The sequence below is a fragment of the Lentzea waywayandensis genome, assembly GCF_900115955.1.
GTDB lineage: Bacteria > Actinomycetota > Actinomycetes > Mycobacteriales > Pseudonocardiaceae > Lentzea > Lentzea waywayandensis.
This window is the reverse complement of sequence record NZ_FOYL01000004.1, coordinates 457008-474242: the sequence shown is the minus strand read 5'-3', so window position 1 is coordinate 474242 and position 17235 is coordinate 457008. Positions and strand designations below refer to the sequence as shown.

Sequence of the window (17235 nt, the reverse complement as noted above, 5' to 3'; positions counted from 1 at the left end):
GGGCTTCCGTTGCTGCGCAGGACGCTTCCGCCATGCGGGACTCACGGGCGTGATCACGATGCCAGCCCGTCAACGCGGCAGCTTGACCAGCCCGTATCCCGATAAACTGGAGCGGGGCCGGTCCCCCGGGAGGGTGGGGGCTGCCCTCAGGGCGGTTGATCTTGCTAGCGCACGTTCAGGCGCCTGAGCAACTCCTGCTCCAGCATCTCCAGATCAGTCCCGACGGCCCGGTGCGCTGCTTTGCGCCGGGCCGTCGGCATGCGCTCGGACGCGCGCACCGCGGCGAGGAGCTGAGCGAGCCGCGCCTCGGTCTTCGAAACCCAATCGGAATCAGTTGCCCGCAATGTCTCCATCGACTCGGAGAAGCCGACAATTCGCGCGTGCAGCCGGGCGCCGTATCCCGAGTACTTACCGATGTCCGCGACGTCGATGCCGAGCCGACGCGCCCGATAGCGGTCGTACTGCTCGCTCAAAACCCCAGCTCCGCGGGCGATTACCGGGGCCAGCACCGGAATGAGCGCGGGCGCCACCACCTTCGCGACACCGACCAGGTTCTTGGCCCTGCTGGGCGTGAAGCCGGCCTTCGCTTTGCGCGCCATTCGGGTACACCTCCTCCGTCACGTGAAACTTACTGCCCAGGTTGCCGACACATCTCCCCGACGCGCGACATACCCTCATCCTGTGACTTCCCAGGTGCAGCTAGACGCCGGCGTGGTCACTCGTTGTCGGCGGCGGGTGCACCTCGAAAACGATCCGGAGATGCGCGACGCTCCCAAGGCGGCGCCGGATCCGGCTTCGGAACAACGGAAAGCGGACGCGAACAGCCATCGGCGTGCGGTGGCGGACGCGCTCGGCAGGATCGTCGGCTCGAACCTCTTCGAGGTGCCGAGCGGACCCGATGTGCGCAGTGCGGACCGGGAACGGGTGACGCTCGCGGCGATGGAGATGGGCGCCCAGTACATCTGGGGCGCCGCCCTGCCCCGTGATCCACGCGGCGGCCGTCGTGGCGGAATCGACCTGCTGGTCAAGGATTCCTCCGGGTACGTGCCGGTGCTCGTGGTCCGGCACAAGATCACCGATCCAGGCCAGGGCGCGCGCACGAGCCCGTTGACGATGCCGTTGCCCGACGGCAGCCGCACGGACCCGCATCGCAAGGTCCGTCCCCAGCCCCGTGATCAGCTGCGGCTGGCCCACGCGCAACGGCAGCTCCAGGCCGCCGGTTACGCGCGCAACGGTCGCGCCACGGGTGGCGTGATCGGCATGGACGCCGACGTGGTGCTGTGGCACGACCTGGAGGCGCCGACGTGGCCGGGCGGCCGCAACGCGCTGGCCGAGTACGACGCCCGGTTCAGCGACCGGCTGGCCGTGGCGCTGGCGGCGGCGAACGAGCAGGAACCGCTCGCCCGGCCGTCGCGGATCGTCGACTGCAAGACGTGTCCGTGGTGGCCTACCTGCGACAACGATCTCAAGCGTGGCCGGGACGTCAGCCTCGTCGTGCGCGGCGAGGACGCGGTGGCGTTGCGGAAGATCGGCCTGTCCACTGTGGACGAGCTGGCCGAGCTCGATCCCGCGTCGCCCGGTCCGATCCAGCTCGTCGGCATGCCGTTCGGGGACGCCGTGGTGCTGGCGCGGGCGTGGCTGCGCGACCTGACGCTGGTGCGCAGGGTGCCCGAGATGAACGTGCCGCGCGCGGACGTCGAGGTCGACGTCGACATGGAGAGCTTCGGCGACCTCGGCGCGTACATGTGGGGCTGCCTGCTGTCCGGAAAGGACATCGACGAGGAGCACGGCTACCGCGCCTTCGTCACGTGGGACGCGCTGCCGTGCGACGACGAGGCTCGTTCGTTCGCCGAGTTCTGGACCTGGCTGACCGGGATCCGGTTGCGGGCCAAGGCACGCGGGCTGTCGTTCCGCGCCTACTGCTACAACGAGCTCGCGGAGAACCGCTGGCTGCTGGCGTCGGCGGAACGGTTCGCGGGCAAGCCGGGGATTCCGACGATCGCGCAGATCAAGGAGTTCATCAACTCGGACTCGTGGGTCGACCTGTTCGGGATCGTCCGCGAGCAGTTCCTGTGCGCGCACGGCAAGGGCCTGAAGGTCATCGCGCCGGTGGCCGGGTTCTCGTGGCGCGATCCCGAGGCAGGCGGCGAGAACTCCATGCGCTGGTACCGGTCCGCGGTCGGGATGAACGGCGACGAGCTCGACACCGATCAGCGGCGGCGGTTGCTGGAGTACAACGAGGACGACGTCCGGGCCACCCATCGCCTGCGCGAGTGGATGACCTCGGACGCCATGTCGCGTCTGCCTTTTGCCGGAGAGCTCTGAGTCCCTCGGCATACGTCGGACGCAGGGAGGTGTGATGTGAATGTCACGACCGTCGTGACGCTCGTCGTGGCGCTTGGCGGGTGGGTCTTGGCTGCCACGACGACGTGGCTCACGTATCAGAGCAAGAGCGAGGAAAACTACTTCCGCGCGTTGGACTGGATGTCCGGCGGCACGCAGAAGCGCAATTTGGGCATCGCGGTCATCGAAGGGTCTTGGCACAAGAGGCGCATCCGGCGTATCAGCACACCGCTGCTGTGCTCCTCGGTGATCTACCTTCTGTTGCGGTCGAGCCAGCACGATGCGGCGCACGAGCTGAACAACCTGCGTCGGATGATGCACCTGCTCGTCGACACCGCACCACGACGTCGCGAGCACGACTTTCACTACAGGGCGCTGCTAAAGGCGTTGGACGAGAAAGTTGACCCGGAGTTCAGGGGTGGCTTGCTCGTTCCCGTCGATGACGTGCGGGGGTGGCGAGCCCGCCTTGCTCAACCGCAGAACCGAGATCGGGCGGTGCGCTGAGATCAGCGACACCGCCCCTGGATGAGCGATCTCTAGCGGGGTGCCATGCGGAGAGCGCCGTCCATGCGGATGACCTCTCCGTTCAGGTAGTCGTGCTCGATGATCGAGAGCGCGAGCTGCGCGTACTCGGACGGCTGGGCCAGGCGCTTCGGGAACGGCACGCCGGCGGCGAGGCCCGCGCGGAACTCGTCGGAGACCGTGGCGAGCATCGGGGTGTCGACGATGCCGGGCGCGATGGTGAGCACGCGGATGCCGACGTTGCTCAGGTCGCGGGCGGCCGGGAGGGTCATGCCGACGACGCCGCCCTTGGACGAGGCGTAGGCGACCTGGCCGATCTGGCCGTCGAACGCGGCGATCGACGCGGTGTTGATGATGACGCCGCGGGCGCCGTGCTCCAGCTCCTCGGTCTTGCCCATGGCCGCGGCGGCCAGGCGCAGGACGTTGAACGAGCCGATCAGGTTGACCTCGATGATCTTGCGGTAGAGGTCGAGGTCGTGCGGGCCGGTCTTGCCGACGGTGCGGGACGACGGGCCGATGCCCGCGCAGTTCACCGTGATGCGCAGCGGGGCGCCGGAACCGGCAGCGGTGTCGACGGCGGCCTGGACCTCTTCGCCCGAGGTCACGTCGGCGGCCAGGTAGGTGACGTTCTCGATCGCGTCGGCGTTCGCGATGGCGCTCGGCAGGTCGAGAGCGAACACCTGCGCTCCACGCGCCGCCAGCGCACGTGCGGTCGCGCCGCCGAGACCGGACGCGCCACCGGTGACGATGGCCGCGGTACCCGAGATCTCCATGCCTTCATCCTCCTCGAAGCGAACTGCTCGCGAGGAGGTTAACGCTCGTTACCTCGAACTCAACGGTCGGTCCAGTGGAGCAGGGCCACCAACGGCACCGCTGCCACGAGCGCGAGGCCGATGAAGATCGTCGCGACACCCAGAATTCCCATGTCCAGAACTGTGCCGTTCGAGCGTGTTCGAAACATCGGCCGCGCCGGTAGACCTCTGGTAGGAGATCTGTCACCGTCCGCTACGACCAAAGTCGTACGCCGACCGGACGCTGCTCCGTTCGGGTCTAGGGCATACGTCACTTGGAGTCACACAAAATAGTTAGCGTCGCATACCTTTATTGGGTGTTCACCACTCGCCCCGAACTCGTCGGCACCTTCGGCATGGTCGCTTCGACCCACTGGCTGGCCTCCGCGTCGGCCATGGCGGTGCTGGAGGACGGCGGCAACGCCTTCGACGCCGCCGTGACCGCCGGTTTCGTGTTGCAGGTGGTGGAACCGCACCTCAACGGCCCCGGCGGCGAGGTGCCGATCATCTTCTCGGCCGCCGGAGCGGCCCCGCGCGTGCTCTGCGGCCAGGGCGTGGCGCCCGCCGGAGCGTCGATCGAGCACTACACCGACCTGGGTCTTTCACTGGTGCCGGGAAGCGGGCTGCTGGCCGCGACGGTGCCCGGCGCGTGGGACGGCTGGCTCACTCTGCTGCGTGACCACGGCACCAAGTCGTTGCGCGACGTGCTCGACCGGGCGATCGGCTACGCCCGCGACGGTTTCCCGCTCGTCGAACGCGCCGCGCACACCATCGGGCTCGTCTCGGACCTCTTCCGCGACCACTGGCCGACGTCCGCCGCGCAGTGGATGCCCGACGGCGTCCTGCCGGCTCCCGGCGGCCGTTTCCGCAACCCGAAGCTCGCCGACACCTGGGAGTGGCTGCTGGCCGCAGCCGAGGCCGCCGGCTCTGATCGTGAGGCGCAGATCGAGGCCGCGCGCCGGGCCTGGTCGCAGGGGTTCGTCGCGGCGCAGATCGACGAGTTCTGCCGTTCGGAGTTCCGCGACGATTCCGGCCGCGACCACGCGGGTGTGCTGACCGGTGCCGACATGGCGTCCTGGGAGGCGTCGTACGAGGACGCGGTCGTCGCCGACTTCGACGAGTGGTCGCTCGTCAAGGCCGGCGCGTGGACGCAGGGACCCGCTTTGGTGCAGCAGCTGCGGTTGCTGGAGGGCTACGACCTGTCCTATGTGGACGGCAAGCCCACCGCCGAGACCGTGCACCTCGCCGTCGAGGCCGCGAAGCTGGCGTTCGCCGACCGCGAGGCCTGGTACGGCGACGTTCCGGACGTGCCGCTGGAGACCCTGCTGTCGCGCGCCTACGCCTCCGAACGTCGTGCGCTGATCTCCGACTCGGCGTCCTTCGACCTTCGGCCGGGCTCGCCCGACGGCCGGGAACCGTTGCTGCCCAAGCACATCATCAGCGGCCCGTCGACGTTGATCTCCGACCCGACGGGCGCGATCGGCGAACCGACCGTGGAACGCTCCGGCGTGACGCGCGGTGACACCGTGCACGTGGACGTCGTGGACCGCTGGGGCAACATGGTCTCCGCGACCCCGTCCGGCGGCTGGCTCCAGTCCTCGCCGACGATCCCGTCGCTCGGCTTCTGCCTGGGCAGCCGCGCCCAGATGTTCTGGCTGGACAAGGACCTGCCGAACTCACTGGCCCCCGGCAAGCGCCCGCGGATCACGCTGTCGCCGTCGATGGCGTTGCGCGACGGCCGTCCCGCGCTGGCGTTCGGCACCCCCGGCGGAGACCAGCAGGACCAGTGGCAGCTCGGCTTCTGGCTGGCGCACCGCGCGGGCCTGAACCTCCAGGAGGCGATCGACTCGCCGATGTGGCACTCGAACGCGTTCCCGAGCTCGTTCTACCCGAGGGCCTGGACGCCGGGCGAACTCGTCATCGAGTCCCGCGCCGGCGCGGACGTCCTGGATGCGTTGCGATCGCGTGGCCACCAGGTCGTGGACGCCGGCGAGTGGACCCTGGGCCGAATGTCCGCCGTGGCAAGGGATGCCTTCGACGGACTGCTGCGCGCCGGCGCGAACGCACGCGGCGCGCAGGGCTACGCGGCAGGTCGCTAGCTCTGGCTGTCGACGACCTTGGTGCCGTCGTGGATCATCTCCACGTTGGCGCCGCCGAAGTTGTGCAGCGTGCTGACCCCGGCGCTGTCGCCGAGCTCGCTGATCTTGCCGATCGGGTCGACGTCGGGAAGCTGCGGCGCGGCACTCGCGGTGCCCGCCATGGCAGCGATCGCACCCGCGGCGATACCGGCGGAAGCGACGATCTTCTTGATGCTCAAGACGTTTCGCTCCTAGAAAAGTGGAACGGCGCCCGATTCGAGGGGGAGGGAATCGGGCGCCGCCCCGGCCAGGAAGTACTGGTCAGTCAGATCAGATGTCGACGGACGCGGCACCGGTCGGCACGCCGTGCGGCTCGTTCAGGCCGAGCAGCGTGGAGGCCGGGAGGCCCGTGGCACCGGCGTCGACGTTCTCGACGAGCGCGTTGACGTCCACGTCCTGCGCGTTGATCGCCTGGATCTTGCCGGCGGTGTCCGCGGTGTTCACGGACGCGAGGTCGCCGGCGGTGGCGATGTCGCCCAGCTGGCCACCCAGGTCGGGCGCGGTGTGAGCGGCGACGGACCCGGTGTCCGCGTGTGCGATACCACCCAGGCCGAGCATGACGGTAGCGCTGCCGAGGGCAACAGCGGCCCCCGTGACGGTCTTCCTGAGGTTCATGGGCGCGAACGTTTCTGTGTCCGGGCCCTCTACATCAAGCTGCGTAACTCAGGCGAGGGAAGTTCTTCATCCTTTAGGGGGCGCCAGTGCGCTGTGGTCGTGCAGACCCGGTCCTGGCCCCGCCACGCGGATGTCGCGTACAGGCCTGGTTTCGTTCCGGCCCGGGACATGAAGTCGTGCGCGCACGCCTTCATGTATCTGCGGTCTGTGCACGTTCATCAACGACCTTGGCGAGCTACCGAACGTCACGATTCTGGTCGTATTGGACACAACAGGTCCACTCGCGACCAAGACAGGCTTTGTCATCGCCCCGCCCCCAAGCTGGCAGCGTTCAAAGTCGCCGCAATCCGCGGCGACTTTGAAAACAACCAACGGCCTAGGCGATAGCCCCCGGCGGCAGCTTCAGCTTGAACGGCAGCGTTGTCACGACAGCCAGATCGGACGCGGTCGCCTTCATCAACGAAGGAGCGTTGCGAGCACCGGGCTCAGGCAGGTCCAGCAGCCTGTCCACGGCCTCGACCAACGGGCCCTCGTAGATCCACACGGCCTGAGCCGGCCGGGCCGAGTCGCGGACCGCCGGCAGACGCCCTGCGCGCGCTTCCGTCTCCGACCAGAACAGGATCGAGTCGATGAAGCCTCTGCGCTGCTTGAACGCCATGATTCGGTCGAGCTGCCCGGCGTCGTCCCTCAGATGGAGGAACTGAAAGCCACTCTCGCGCAGCTCGATGACCTTGTTCAGTGCGTGGTCCATGGCGCACCTACCCCTGTGAGGTCCCCTTCGGGTGACTGATCAGTCATACGACCCGAAAGGATCGTACGGTAAGTCAACGTTCCGCCGTAAGACGTACTCCGAACGAGTATCTCAATTGGCGGACGTTTGTGGCGCAGGGTAATCGTTGCCCTTCTTGGAAGGGGAAACGGCCAGGACGGCCGCTACGGTTCGCACCAAGAAGGCCAAACCGCCTAATGTGACTAATGTCACGGTGATCAACATGTGTCGCCTCCGGGATGGGTGACCTACACAGTTAGACGTGTAGCACCGCCAGGAGGTTGTACGTACCCGCCACGCCGACAGCGCGTGGTCGGGCAGAATCCCAGGCGTGGACTTCGAGGTCGTGAAGAAGCAGGCTCTGGACTTCAGGCAAGAGCTGCTCACGCGCAAGGAACAAGTACAGGTCGACTTCGACTGGTACCCGTACGACACGATGGCGAACATCTTCCACCTCGACGCCATGCTGACCGGCGCACGCAGGGACCTGTTCGCGCAGGTCGCGGGTGGCACGGTCGCGGACATCGGGGCGGCGGACGGCGACTTCGCCTTCTTCCTGGAGCAACGGCTCGGGTGCTCCGTCGACCTGATCGACAACGCGCCGACGAACTTCAACGGGGTGCGCGGCGCGCGGCGGATGCGCGAGGAGCTCGCGTCGGAGGTGCAGATCCACGAGATCGACCTCGACACCCAGTTCAGGCTGCCGCGCGACCACTACGACCTCGTGTTCTTCCTGGGGATCCTGTACCACCTGAAGAACCCGTACTACGTGCTCGAGGAGCTGGCGAAGCGCGTCGACCGCCTGGTGGTGTCGACGAGGATCGCGCAGCTCTCACCCGATCACGGGACCGACTTCGCGCACCTGCCGGTGGCCTATCTGCTCCACCCGACCGAGGCCAACAACGACTCCACCAACTTCTGGATCTTCTCCGAGGCCGGGCTTCGCCGGATCTTCGAGCGGACCGGGTGGACGGTCGAGGACTACGTCAGCGTGGGGGCCACGGAAGGTTCCGATCCCGCACACGCCGACCGTGACGAACGAGCCTTCGCCCTGTTGCGAAGCACCCGCCGATGAAAGGCGCTGGAGACAGATTCATGGAGCTGGATCGCCGGATCGAGTGGACCGGAGAGCGCTGCGTCCCGTGGACCGAGGACACCCAGGTGGTGTACGAGCACTACCACCGCTACGCGCTCGCGAGGGATCTCGCTGCGGGAAAGCGGGTCCTCGACCTCGCCAGTGGTGAGGGCTACGGCGCGGCCATGCTCGCCGAGGCGGCCGCGGAGGTCGTCGGGGTCGACATCGACGCACCGTCGGTTGAGCACGCTCAGCTGAACTACGGCGGCGCCAGCCTGAGGTTCGTCGTCGGATCCATCACCGACCCCGCGGTGCTGGCCGACGCGGGGCAGTTCGACGTGATCACCTGCTTCGAGGCGATCGAGCACGTCACGGATCACGCCGGGTTGATGGAGCTGGTCCGCGCACGGCTGGCGCCCGGCGGTCTGTTGCTGATCAGCACGCCGGACACCGAGGTCTACAGCCACCAGCACGACAACTGCAACGAGTTCCACCTCAAGGAGCTCACCGAGCGCGAGTTCGGCGAGCTGTTGAAGGCGGACTTCGCCAACGTCGCGATGTTCCGGCAGAACGTCGCCGTCGGCTCGGTCATCACGGCGACCGGCACCCGCAAGGGCGCGGTCAGCGCGCACACGGCGAGGCCGAACGGCGACACGTGGTCGGTCGAGCGCGGTCTGCCGCACACCTACCTGTTCGCGGTGGCCTCGCAGGGCTCACTGCCGTCGCTGCCCGCGGCCGCGATCATGCTCGACCCCGAGTTGACGCTGGTGCAACGCAGCGTCGGCCAGCTGCGCGCGCTGTACGAGGCCGACAGGGCGGAGGTCGAGCAGCTCAAGTCGACGATCCAGACCTTGGAGCAGCACCGCCAGACCGAGGAGCGGGACAAGCTGGCCGCGCTGGAGTCGGTGGCGGAATCGCGCGTCGAACGCGAGCGCCTCTCCGCCGAGTTGCATCAGACGTCGCGCAACGCCGACCGGTCGGCGGCCGTCATCGAGTGGATGCAGGACTCGGCCAGCGTGCTCGAGCAGCGTGCGATTCGGGCAGAGGCCGAGGTGCAGCGGCTACGCCGGCAGGTCGACGAGCAGAACGTGCTGGTGCAGCGCGCGCTCGGCAAGTACCGCAGCGTCATCGAGAAGGTGGCACCGCGCGGGGGCCCGTTGCGCGACACCTACGAGAGGGCTCTCGGGCGGCAGCCGGGCGTCGTGCCGCACACGCCTGCCGAGCCGCGCACGCCCGTCGCCGTCCACACCAGCGACAAGCCGCTGGTCAGCATCATCATTCCGGTGCACGGCAAGTGGTCGTACACGCGGCAGTGTCTGCTGAGCATCAACAGCGTGCACTCCACTGTGCCGTTCGAGGTCATCGTGGTCGATGACGCTTCACCGGACGACAGCGCGGAGAAGCTCGCGGCGTGCACCGGCGTCCGGCTGGTCCGCACACCGCGCAATCTGGGGTTCATCGGCGCCTGCAACCTCGGCGCCGAAAAAGCGCGCTCCGAGCTGCTCCTCTTTCTCAACAACGACACAGAGGTGACGTCCGGCTGGCTGGAGGCGCTGGTCGAGACCGCGAACTCGGACGACAGGATCGGCCTCGTCGGTGCCAAGCTGGTCTACCCGGACGGCACTCTGCAGGAGGCCGGCGGCATCGTCTGGTCCGACGCGACAGGCTGGAACTACGGCCGCAACGGCGATCCGAACGACCAGGCCGTCAACGTCCTGCGCGACGTCGACTACTGCTCGGGCGCGGCGATCCTGGTCCGGCGTGACCTCTTCGAGCGGGTCGGCGGGTTCGACACGCGGTTCGCGCCCGCCTACTACGAGGACACCGACCTGGCGTTCGCGATCAGGGCCTCCGGGCATCGCGTGGTCGTGCAGCCGAAGTCCGTGGTGGTGCACCACGAGGGCATCTCGCACGGCAAGGACGTCAGCAGCGGCGTGAAGCGGCACCAGGAGCTCAACCGCACGGTGTTCGCGGAGAAGTGGGCGGACGCGCTCAGCCGCCAGCTGCCGGGCCCGAGCGAGGCGAACCTGTGGCTCGCTCGCCAGCGCGACCCGTTCGACCGCGGTGGCCCGCTGGTGCTGGTGATGGACCACCAGGTGCCGCTCACCAGGATGGACTCCGGATCCGTGCGCATGCGCGCGGTGCTCGAGGAGCTGGTCGGCCTCGGCTGCCGGGTCGTGTTCTTCCCCGCCAACTGGAGTGAGCACCAGCCGGACACCGATGAGCTCCGCCAGCTCGGCATCACGGTGCTGACCCAGAACGAGCGGCAGTGGCAGTTCCTGCGTGAGGTGGCCTCCGAGCTGTCGTTCGCGTTGCTGTCCCGGCCCAACGTCGCCTGGATCATGCTGGAGGAGCTGCGCACGCGGGCGCCGCAGTGCGTCATCGCCTACGACACCGTCGATCTGCACTTCCTCCGCTTGGAGCGGCAGGCAGCGGTGACCGAACGCGACGGGGACGCCGAGAGCGCGCTCGGGTTGCGCCGCAAGGCCGACGCCGCGCGCGAGCTGGAGCTCGGCCTGGTCCGGGCGACCGACGTGACGTTCGTGGTGTCCGAGGCGGAGCAGGACCTGCTGGGAAAGCTGGTGCCGACCGCTGACGTGCGGGTGCTGTCCAACGTCCACACCGTCGACTGGACACCGGCCTCTGTGGACGGTCGCACCGACCTGGTGTTCATCGGCGGGTACGACCACCTGCCGAACCGGGACGCGGCGCAATGGCTGGCCAAGTCCATCATGCCGTTGGTGCGCAAGGAGATCCCGGACGCGACGCTGCGCATCGTCGGCTCCAACCCGACGAAGGACGTGCAGGCTCTGCACGACGAGGACGCCGGCGTGGACGTCGTCGGGTTCGTCGACGACCTCGGTCCGGTGTACGCGCGGGCGCGAATCACCTTGGCGCCGCTGCGATACGGCGCCGGGGTGAAGGGCAAGATCGGGCAGAGCGTCAGCGAGGGTGTCCCGGTGGTGGGCACGACCCTGGCGCTGGAAGGCATGCACCTCGTGCCGGAGCAGGACGTGCTCGTCGGTGACACCGAGGAGGAGGTCGCCGGCGCGATCGTTCGGCTGATGCGGGACGACGACCTCTGGTACCGGCTTTCCAGTTCCGCCAAGGAGAAGGTCGCGGAACAGTTCGGCCCGCAGGCCGCCCGCACGATGCTGGAAGGCTTGCTCAAGTAGAAGACAGCACAAGGGCCCCGAGTCGCCTCGGGGCCCTTGTGCTGTCTGCGGATCAGGAACGCTACGCGCCGGATCGGTGACGGGCGAAGCAGCAGTGCCCGTTCGCGTGCGACGTGCCGACTACCGCACCGTCGGGGGAGCGAAGTCGAGCTGGTCCTTCAACAACTGCTTGAACTGCGTCTCCGCCGCGCTGCCCTCGGAGGTGAAGACCTCCACGACGATTGCCTTGTTGTAGTAGACGTAGACCCCGCGCAGGACCTTCTTGGCGGGGTCGGTGACGACCTTGACGCCCTTGTAGGCGAGGTCCTTGTTCTCCTTCAGCGCGGCCTGGTCCTCCAGGTAGCCCGCTACCACCTTGCTCGCCGCGGCCTGGTCCGAGACCGCCATGACGATGATGCTCAGGGTGTTCTTGCCGTCGATCGTGGTGCTGAGCGTCGCCTCGGTCATCCCGCCGGCGATGAGCGCGTCCGTGGTCTTGCCGACCAACAGCTTCTGCGCCGCCATCTTCGGCAGGTCGAACTGCCCGCCTCCTGGCCGCTCGGTACCGGGCAGCGGACCGAAGACCGAGTCGGTGGTCGTGCCGGCGTCCGGCTTCTGCGCGGGCGGATCAGGGAGCGGCTTGACGGTCGGGGTGGCCGGCGTCGAGCTCTGGCCAACCGGTGGCTGCGCCTGGTTGTCCTTCTTGCTGGTGAAGAAGAAATAGCCGCCGACGCCGAGGCCGGCCACGAGCAGCACGATGATCACGATGCCGACGATCTTCTTGCCCTTGCCGGACGACTTGCCGGCCGAGTCGAAGACCTCGGGACCCTGGTTCCACGACGGCTGCGCGAAGGAGTCCTGGTCGCCGCTCAGCCACGGCGGTGGTGCGCCGGCCTGTCCGCCCTGCCCGCCCTGCCAGCCGCCGCCCTGGGCGAACTGCTGCGGTTGTCCGTAGTTCGGCTGGGGGAACCCGCCGCTGCCCGGCACCACCTGAGTGGCGTCCGGGTTGTGGCCGCCGCCGTTGACGGACACGACCTGGGTCTTGTCCGAGTTCTGCTGCGGCGCGTTCTGTTGCGGCGCCTGCTGAACGGGCTGGGGACCGGTCACCGGCTTGATGTACTGGGTCTTCTCCGGCGGCGGCATCGTCTGCCACCGTGCTGGAGGCGCGAGTGAGCCGCCGTCCTGCTGCCCACCGGTGTTGCCCGCCAGGATGGCGTCGCGGCGCTGCCGGTACTCATCGGCGGACACGCGGCCGCTAGCCAACTCAGCGTCGAGCTTCTGCAGCTCGTCCTGCCAACTCACAGTGGCCCCCTGCCGATGCGCTCATCCTGAAACCGCGTCATTATCGCACCTGTTCACGAGTGACTTCTGGCTGAGGGTAGTTGTTGGTCGCGACTCGATCCTGATGGTCCGATGGTCGAGTTATCGACTCGTAGTGATAGCGGCGTATGGGTGTTTCAGATCGGCCGGTTGGACGTCCTGATCAGGTCACGTGTCCTGAGCACGACGTCGCTGTCGCCACCGGCGTTCGAACCAGCTCATCGGTCTGAAGAAGAACGTGATCATCGATAAGTTGATCCCGGTTGGTGCGGATATCAACAGCCGTTTGTTGTTGCGTGACGTTACGGGCGCTACCTGAACTGTTCGGCCATCACGGGTGTCGGCTGGGCCACAGGACGTTTCTGCTTGCGCCGCCCGTACGTGAGGAACCGCAGCAGTACCTCCAGAGGACCGCGAATGCCCGCGAGATGCATGCCCAGCGACAACACGACGGTGGCGAGCCAGGTGAGAATACCTATGAGCGATGCCTGCGCGACGCCGATCTCGTAACCGAGACCGCCGATCGTGAACAGCGCTGTCCACGACACGGACTGCAGGATGTAGCACGTCAGCGAACGCTCACCGGCCGCCGCGATCGCCACCATCAGCAGGTTCGGCTTCTTCACACGTGCCGAGATCCACCCCATCAACGCCGCATAGCCGAGACCGCCGGGCAGCAGACTGACGGTGTGCATGACGGCAAGCGGCCTCGGCACGTAGTCCACCACCTGCGCGACCTTCAGCGCGAGCGGCAAGCAGCCGACGATCATGAATCCGATGCCCGCGATCGCCGTGTTGCGCAGGAACCGCACGTGTCGTTCGGGTTCCGTGAGCATTCGGTGCCGTGCGGCCCACATGCCCAGCACCATCGGGACCAGCACGGCCGCCGGCCACACCACGGTGTGCAGTGCCCAGGTCTCGATCCCTTCCGGCAGCACCCCGTCGACCTTGAGGATTCCGGCCGAGGACAGGCCGATGTAGGCCAGGTGCACCACCATCCACCCGCCGGCGAGCGCCAGCAGTGACTGGTCGCGCCACACCATCGTGCTGACCAACACCAGTCCGAGCACGCCGTAGGTGCCGAGGATGTCGGCCTCGAACAGGAAGTACGCGTGGAGGCCGCCGAGCACGATCATCCAGAAGCAGCGCTTGATGACCACCCAGCGCGCCACGGGCCACGTGGCCTGCCGGCCTGCCATCTGCACCAGCCCGTAGCCGAACAACGCCGCGAACAGCGGTAGCGGTTGTCCGTCGACGAAGACCATCTGCACACCGGCGATCGCCTTGTCGAGCGAACTGCCGTCCGTCGGGTAGTAGCGATGGGTCGTCGGGTGGCCCCGAATGAACGAATGCGCGTGCGAGAGTGCGATCAACATCAACATCAAGCCGCGCGCAAGGTCGGGCGCCAGCGACCGCTTGCTCACTGTGTGCATCTGATTCCCCAGCCATCTCACGGCACCACTGCGGTGTGCGACCTGCGAATATACTTCGCGAAAGCATGGCTTTCAGTGGTTTCCGATGCTGTCCGGGCGAAGTGTGGTCGACTCGTCACGAGCGAAGCAAAAGTGATCACAGCGGTGTGACGGTCGAATTCGTCAGTGCACTTCGCACCGGCTTGGAGGTCGTGAAGCGGTGAGTGCCAAGGTCGGCTTCTTCGCCGACGTCGTGCAGACCGGCACCGTCCTGGGGCTCGACGCGAACCTGGGCCCGGACGTCGCGGCCGAGGTCATGGGCGGGCTCGGCGGGGAGAACCGCAGCGGGCGCGCGTACTGGCGGTCGTACGGGCTGGTCGAGGTCGGCTGGTACCGGCGAGAGCGCGAGCTGGGCTGGCAGGGCGAGCACCTTGCCGTGCAGGCGCATCGGCTGGAGTACGGCGACGACTGGCTGGATGACGCCGTGGCCGCGAAGTACGGGCGGTTCGGCGGGGTGGTGATGTTCGACGAGCTCGCGGCCGAGCTGGGGCGGCGTCGGGTCGAGCTGGTCGCGGTCGGCAGGCCGGAGTTCGGGCATCAGCTGTACTGGCAGCCGGACGCGCAGGTCACGCTCTACGTGGGAGTGGATCCCGAGTTCCGGCCCGGCAGTGTGCGGAAGATCTTCACTGCGTTCGGGCAGGATCTGACGATCTCGTTCGACGGCGACCACCGGGTGGTGTGGCAGCAGCTGAGAGCGCTTGCCGCGATGCCGGTGGAGGAGAGGATCCGTTGGGCTGAAAGGCAGACGCCGGAGGACTTTCGGTCGTGGTGGCGTTATTGCGCGAGGTTGTTGGCCGCGCGCACGGCTTCGCATGACGCTGTGCCTGAACGGCCGACGTTCGTCGAGCTCGCCTTCTGGATGTGGGAGCACGGAATCGCAAAGGGTGTGTACGCGCCCAAAGAAGTCGCTTACCTGCGTGCGGGGTTCGCTGCGCGCGTTGAAGAGCTGTACCCGGAACTCGCGCTGCCCAGCCACGACGAGTTGGTCGGTGCGTGTCTCGACCACGTCAGCGAACCGATGGCACGCGAGGACAAGAACCTCGTTGACGCCGCGCGGTTGTTGCGGCACGGGCTGCACGACACGAGCCGGTTCGACGCGATCTACGAGCGCCGCGGAACCGTCTGATCAGCAGAAGATCAGTCCACACTGCTTGGTGGTCGTCGTCGTGGTCGGCGGCCGGGTGGTCGTGGTGGTGACGGGCGGCGCCTTGGTGGTCGTAGTCGTCACCACTGTGGTGGTCGTGGTGGTCGTCGTAGTCGTTGTCTTGGAAGAGGAAGACGGCGCTGACGACGAACTGGACGCCACTGTCTGTGACGGGGTCTCGGTCTCCGTCGGGATCAGCGAAGGCGTGTTGATCAGTGACACACGGGCCGGACTGTCGCTTCCCGGCCCTGCCGGATCGCCCGACGCGAGCGATCCGACAAGTGGTGCGAGCACGTAAAACGCGGCGACGACAGCGCCTAGGAGAGCTCCGGTTGCGAGCCGACCAGGCCCACTCATCGCCGCCAACACTCCGATTGCCTATCCCGTTCACTCGATTGGGTCAAGCGAACCGGTTGTTTTCGGTTCAATCAAACCTTGGTGACCGTAACGCCGACTACACCCTGTGACAGCGGCGCGATCGTCTTGAAGGCCTTCGGGGTCAGGTCGACGCACCGGCCGGTGATGAACGGGCCGCGGTCGTTGATCCGCACGGTCACCGTCTTGCCGTTGGACCGGTTCTTCACCTTCACGCGCGTGCCGAACGGAAGCGTCTTGTGCGCGGCCGTGAGCTTGTTGGGGTCGAAGCGCTCGCCGCTGGCCGTCGTGCCGCCACCGGAGTAGTAGGAAGCCTTGCAGGTCTCGGCAGAGGCCACGGGGGAGAAGAGCACAGCGGTGGCGGCGAGAGAGGCCAGCGTGAGGCCGGCCGCCGCGAGAGTCTTTGCCATGGTGCAAGGAACTCAGGCACCGGCAAAGACGCGCCTAACGCGCGCCTAACCGGGAAACTGCTCCGCCGCGGACACCAGGAGGTGCCAGTCGCCCTCCGGCAGCGTGCGAAGTCGATCAAGGATCCCCGACATCCTGGCCAGTAACTCAGGGTGATCAGACCAGAAGGAGTGATCTACTCTCAGTAGAGCGGCGAGCAGATCACCGGGGTACAGGGCGACCGATCGCAGCGGGTCGCACTCGACGTGTTCCAGCGCCAGCAGCGCGGTCACGTCGAGCCCCACCTGATGCGTCACCAGCAGGTGCAGCGAAGTCGGCGTCAGCTGTCCCACCGGCAGGTCGCGCAACGCGCATAGGTCGCGGTAGAGCTGGGTCGACGACGAGTCGGGTCTGTGCCAGTCGTCTTCGCTCAGGTGCGCGAGCGTGCTGTCCCGGTCCACGCACCCATGGTCCACGCAAAAGGAAGCCCTAGCGGGCTGACTGAGGCAACGGTTCGGCATTGGGCGACTGCCAGCCCACGCGGACGAGCACCTCGCCCTCGTGCAGCAACGCCTGCGACGCCAGGCCCCACACGGTCGACGCCAGCAGCACGGCGCTCACCGCCTCGCCCACGCTCAGCCAGTCGTGCCCGAGCAGGCGCAGCAGCGCGCCGTTGCGTCGCGCGACAAGTTCCATCTCGCAGTTCTCGGCGTGGGCCGCGTGCAGCAGCCACGTCAGCGCCGAGTCCGGCACGTCGTCGGCCGAGTAGGGCCGCGGATCGGCCCTGCGCAACGAGATCGCCGCCGCGGAGGCCACCTCGCACGAGAACGCGTCGAGCTCCCAGCGCGGGTGCACCGACGCGACCTGGCCGTCCGGGCCCGGAGTCCGCAGCACGTGGCAGTCCCAGCCCATCGCCGACAACGCGACCCGGACGTGGTGCAGGACCGCACCACACGCGAGCAACGCCGTCTGGTCCGTGCGCGTCGTCACGAGCTCAAGGCACTCGTTGCCGTTTCGCCATCGCCACGGCGGAACGATGCCGAACGACGGTGCCCTGGCGGCGAGTTTCAGCACTTCCTCGACGGTTCCCGCGTCGGGCGTGCGCACGCTGGTCCTCATCCGGACAGCC

Annotated in this window: 17 protein-coding genes; 7 read left to right on the top strand and 10 right to left on the bottom strand. The window is 67.6% G+C overall.

Annotated elements, in window-relative coordinates; all coding sequences use genetic code 11:
* Positions 1 to 164 precede the first annotated feature (164 nt).
* Entirely contained in the window at positions 165 to 599 is a 435-nt protein-coding gene (locus tag BM417_RS17975; protein ID WP_093594979.1) for a DUF6474 family protein, read from the bottom strand.
* 82 nt (positions 600 to 681) lie between these two features.
* Here BM417_RS17975 and BM417_RS17970 point away from each other — a divergent pair, with 82 nt between their 5' ends.
* Entirely contained in the window at positions 682 to 2325 is a 1644-nt protein-coding gene (locus tag BM417_RS17970) for a TM0106 family RecB-like putative nuclease (protein WP_093594976.1), read from the top strand.
* 36 nt (positions 2326 to 2361) lie between these two features.
* Positions 2362 to 2847, top strand: coding sequence for a hypothetical protein (locus BM417_RS17965; protein WP_093594973.1), 486 nt, complete (start codon positions 2362 to 2364; stop codon positions 2845 to 2847).
* A gap of 32 nt (positions 2848 to 2879) precedes the next feature.
* On the opposite strand, the gene BM417_RS17960 is transcribed toward BM417_RS17965, so the two are convergent.
* Positions 2880 to 3638 carry an SDR family NAD(P)-dependent oxidoreductase gene (locus BM417_RS17960; protein WP_093594970.1) on the bottom strand — a complete coding sequence of 253 codons (759 nt, stop codon included), beginning with the start codon at positions 3636 to 3638 and terminating at the stop codon, positions 2880 to 2882.
* A 335-nt stretch (positions 3639 to 3973) separates the two neighbouring features.
* Between BM417_RS17960 and BM417_RS17955 the strand changes: the two genes are divergently transcribed.
* Complete coding sequence (locus BM417_RS17955) at positions 3974 to 5755, top strand: gamma-glutamyltransferase family protein (protein WP_093594967.1); 1782 nt, start codon at positions 3974 to 3976, stop codon at positions 5753 to 5755.
* Here BM417_RS17955 and BM417_RS17950 read toward each other — a convergent pair.
* The 3 genes from BM417_RS17950 to BM417_RS17940 form a co-directional block, all read right to left on the bottom strand.
* Positions 5752 to 5973 (bottom strand): hypothetical protein, encoded by a 222-nt coding sequence (locus tag BM417_RS17950; RefSeq protein WP_093594964.1) that lies wholly within the window; start codon positions 5971 to 5973, stop codon positions 5752 to 5754. The two genes, BM417_RS17955 and BM417_RS17950, sit on opposite strands and share 4 nt — an antisense overlap.
* A gap of 91 nt (positions 5974 to 6064) precedes the next feature.
* On the bottom strand, positions 6065 to 6409 hold the full coding sequence (locus BM417_RS17945; protein WP_093594961.1) for a hypothetical protein: 345 nt from the start codon (positions 6407 to 6409) through the stop codon (positions 6065 to 6067).
* Positions 6410 to 6785: 376 nt separating this feature from the next.
* A complete protein-coding gene (locus tag BM417_RS17940) occupies positions 6786 to 7160 on the bottom strand; it encodes a hypothetical protein (protein ID WP_093594958.1) in 375 nt (124 codons plus the stop codon).
* 349 nt (positions 7161 to 7509) lie between these two features.
* On the opposite strand from BM417_RS17940, the gene BM417_RS17935 reads away from it, so the two are divergent.
* A complete protein-coding gene (locus BM417_RS17935; RefSeq protein WP_093594955.1) occupies positions 7510 to 8253 on the top strand; it encodes a class I SAM-dependent methyltransferase in 744 nt (247 codons plus the stop codon).
* A gap of 20 nt (positions 8254 to 8273) precedes the next feature.
* Positions 8274 to 11429, top strand: coding sequence for a glycosyltransferase (locus BM417_RS17930; protein WP_093594952.1), 3156 nt, complete (start codon positions 8274 to 8276; stop codon positions 11427 to 11429).
* A 120-nt stretch (positions 11430 to 11549) separates the two neighbouring features.
* On the opposite strand, the gene BM417_RS17925 is transcribed toward BM417_RS17930, so the two are convergent.
* Both BM417_RS17925 and BM417_RS17920 read right to left on the bottom strand, forming a co-directional pair.
* Complete coding sequence (locus tag BM417_RS17925; RefSeq protein WP_093594949.1) at positions 11550 to 12710, bottom strand: flagellar basal body-associated FliL family protein; 1161 nt, start codon at positions 12708 to 12710, stop codon at positions 11550 to 11552.
* 329 nt (positions 12711 to 13039) lie between these two features.
* Entirely contained in the window at positions 13040 to 14104 is a 1065-nt protein-coding gene (locus BM417_RS17920; RefSeq protein ID WP_177320475.1) for a DUF418 domain-containing protein, read from the bottom strand.
* A 256-nt stretch (positions 14105 to 14360) separates the two neighbouring features.
* On the opposite strand from BM417_RS17920, the gene BM417_RS17915 reads away from it, so the two are divergent.
* Together BM417_RS17915 and BM417_RS17910 are read left to right on the top strand one after the other, a co-directional pair.
* On the top strand, positions 14361 to 15326 hold the full coding sequence (locus BM417_RS17915; RefSeq protein ID WP_093594944.1) for a hypothetical protein: 966 nt from the start codon (positions 14361 to 14363) through the stop codon (positions 15324 to 15326).
* A 28-nt stretch (positions 15327 to 15354) separates the two neighbouring features.
* Positions 15355 to 15642 (top strand): hypothetical protein, encoded by a 288-nt coding sequence (locus BM417_RS17910; protein ID WP_093594941.1) that lies wholly within the window; start codon positions 15355 to 15357, stop codon positions 15640 to 15642.
* A gap of 130 nt (positions 15643 to 15772) precedes the next feature.
* Here BM417_RS17910 and BM417_RS17905 read toward each other — a convergent pair whose 3' ends face one another.
* The 3 genes from BM417_RS17905 to BM417_RS17895 are packed head-to-tail and all read right to left on the bottom strand — an operon-like array spanning position 15773 to position 17225.
* Positions 15773 to 16129, bottom strand: coding sequence for a septal ring lytic transglycosylase RlpA family protein (locus BM417_RS17905; protein WP_093594938.1), 357 nt, complete (start codon positions 16127 to 16129; stop codon positions 15773 to 15775).
* Between the two features lie 45 nt (positions 16130 to 16174).
* Positions 16175 to 16567 (bottom strand): contact-dependent growth inhibition system immunity protein, encoded by a 393-nt coding sequence (locus tag BM417_RS17900; RefSeq protein ID WP_093594935.1) that lies wholly within the window; start codon positions 16565 to 16567, stop codon positions 16175 to 16177.
* Between the two features lie 28 nt (positions 16568 to 16595).
* Entirely contained in the window at positions 16596 to 17225 is a 630-nt protein-coding gene (locus BM417_RS17895) for a nitroreductase family protein (RefSeq protein WP_093594932.1), read from the bottom strand.
* Between the last annotated feature and the right edge of the window lie 10 nt (positions 17226 to 17235).

What these genes read in the sequence shown, in the direction of transcription:
- BM417_RS17975 (WP_093594979.1), bottom strand. Translation starts at nt 599, where the DNA reads ATGGCGCGCAAAGCGAAGGCCGGCTTCACGCCCAGCAGGGCCAAGAAC.
- BM417_RS17945 (WP_093594961.1), bottom strand. Translation starts at nt 6,409, where the DNA reads ATGAACCTCAGGAAGACCGTCACGGGGGCCGCTGTTGCCCTCGGCAGC.
- BM417_RS17930 (WP_093594952.1), top strand. Translation starts at nt 8,274, where the DNA reads ATGGAGCTGGATCGCCGGATCGAGTGGACCGGAGAGCGCTGCGTCCCG.
- BM417_RS17895 (WP_093594932.1), bottom strand. Translation starts at nt 17,225, where the DNA reads ATGAGGACCAGCGTGCGCACGCCCGACGCGGGAACCGTCGAGGAAGTG.
- BM417_RS17905 (WP_093594938.1), bottom strand. Translation starts at nt 16,129, where the DNA reads ATGGCAAAGACTCTCGCGGCGGCCGGCCTCACGCTGGCCTCTCTCGCC.
- BM417_RS17940 (WP_093594958.1), bottom strand. Translation starts at nt 7,160, where the DNA reads ATGGACCACGCACTGAACAAGGTCATCGAGCTGCGCGAGAGTGGCTTT.
- BM417_RS17920 (WP_177320475.1), bottom strand. Translation starts at nt 14,104, where the DNA reads ATGTTGATCGCACTCTCGCACGCGCATTCGTTCATTCGGGGCCACCCG.
- BM417_RS17960 (WP_093594970.1), bottom strand. Translation starts at nt 3,638, where the DNA reads ATGGAGATCTCGGGTACCGCGGCCATCGTCACCGGTGGCGCGTCCGGT.